The organism is Alkalibacillus salilacus, from assembly GCF_030812915.1.
Lineage (GTDB): Bacteria > Bacillota > Bacilli > Bacillales > Alkalibacillaceae > Alkalibacillus > Alkalibacillus salilacus.
In genome coordinates this window covers 1-1,870 of record NZ_JAUSTQ010000027.1, presented here as the reverse complement: position 1 = coordinate 1,870, position 1,870 = coordinate 1, and the positions used below count along the sequence as shown (strand labels likewise).

Sequence of the window (1,870 nt, the reverse complement as noted above, 5' to 3'; positions counted from 1 at the left end):
TCTGCGACACCTTTTATGTATGTTGGAGATTGCGGTACTGTTGAAATGGTCGGAATTTTTTCAATCGATGATACTTGTTGAATCGATACAGCATGGTCTTCACCAGCAAGCTCAAATACAACACACTTTTGCAACGTTTCCATTGGTATCCTCCTTTCTAATATAGAAATTAATTGATAGTGTTATTATCCATTCATGCTAAAAAGAAAGCACCTTAGAAGAAAATCACCGTACCTTGATGACATCTTACTTAAAAGTGCTCGAAACCATATGTTTGATCTTAATTGATGTTTATACAGCACAGCCTTGAATGTATTTAATATCACACTATTATCATAGGTTATAAGACCTATTATCACTTATTGTAACCCTCAAATTGCCAAAAGTAAATAATTTGTTTAATTTTGTCGAATAGCTCACTTTATGTATTGAAATAAGTGTTGATGATGTTTAGTAAAGAACAAAATCAATCACCCTTTATCTAATTTTCTTCTAAACAATTAAAACGTTAAATTCTTGGGCTTGTGTTTCAAGTCATCCAGCGCTTGTGGCCTACATAGATAAAAACCTTGAGCCAATGTTACATCCAACGCTCGGGCCTTAGATAATTCAGAAGATGATTCAACACCTTCCAAAATGAAATCCGTTTTAGTTTCGTCTGCATACGCAACAAACGCGTTGAGTAACGCCTGTTTATGAAATGATTCGGTTAAACCTCGGCTAAAATACCGATCCATTTTCACAATATTAGGCTCTAATTCAATCATCGCTTGCAATGAGGCTGATCCTTTTCCCACATCATCTAATGCAATATGAAAACCATATAACTTTAATATGGATGTATAATCACGTAACACTCTATGATCAAATGATGGTTCTTGTTCGTTGATTTCAATCACGACCTGATGCGGTTTGACGTTAGATGCATCCAATAAATCACGCATCCATATTGCAAAAGTTGAGTCCATGATATTCGAAGGGAACACATTGATAAATAATCTCTGATCTGGTTCAAAATATTGATTTGAAGAATAAGTGAGAATTGCCTGTTTAATGGATAAACGATCTAATTCATGTAAACGCCCGATTTCATAAGCAGCGTCAAACACTAATCCTGGATGTCCAAATAAATCGGTTCTTAAAAGCGCTTCATATCCAACAGATTCGTTGGAGGTTAGATTATAAATTGGTTGAAAATGATGATAGACCAATTCATGATCAATTACTTTCGCTATTGTGTCACACCCCATTCTCATCCTCCTCATGCCAATTTTAGGTGCTTAATTGTTGAAAATTGTCTAAAATAGTCAACTCTTAGCTTATTTTGTCAATTATTAATTAATAAGAATAGTATAACAGTATTGAGACTTTTGCAATATATTTTTTACTTAATTGTTGTCTTACAGGCAATAAAAAACTATCTCCTAAGCATATTGATAAAAATGCTCAAGAAGATAGTAATGATAAGGATAATGCTAACGGTTTATGATTTATTGTAAATAAAATAAGTGTTTTTTCCTAAACTTTTCGCTTTATACAAGGCGCGATCAGCCTTTTCTATTAAGGTTGCCGGATTATCTCCCTCTTCATCGAGAGCAATTCCAATGCTAAATGTCGTTAAAAATGAATAACTGTCAATTGTCCATCTTTGACTCATTGTTTCCAAAATACGCTCTGCGATATGGGATACTTCCTCCATATTATCAACATCTGGTAATAAGATAATAAATTCATCGCCACCAATACGGGAGAATGTGTCACCACCCCGAATGACATGATTAATACGTTCGGTCACTTGTCTTAATAACTCATCGCCTACATGATGTCCATAGGTATCATTTATTTCTTTAAATTCATCAAGATCCAAATA

3 protein-coding genes are annotated in these 1,870 nt (G+C 34.0%); all 3 read right to left on the bottom strand.

The genetic code is table 11. The annotated features are described in order from the left end of the window. The coding region (locus J2S77_RS14480) for a chemotaxis protein CheW (RefSeq protein ID WP_370871864.1) at positions 1-143 on the bottom strand (143 nt) is incomplete at its 3' end. Between the two features lie 357 nt (positions 144-500). Continuing rightward, positions 501-1,250, bottom strand: a complete 750-nt coding sequence (locus tag J2S77_RS14395; protein ID WP_306978517.1) for an EAL domain-containing protein — start codon at positions 1,248-1,250, stop codon at positions 501-503. A gap of 233 nt (positions 1,251-1,483) precedes the next feature. After that, a partial coding sequence (locus J2S77_RS14390; RefSeq protein ID WP_306978515.1) for a diguanylate cyclase domain-containing protein occupies positions 1,484-1,870 on the bottom strand: 387 nt, incomplete at its 5' end.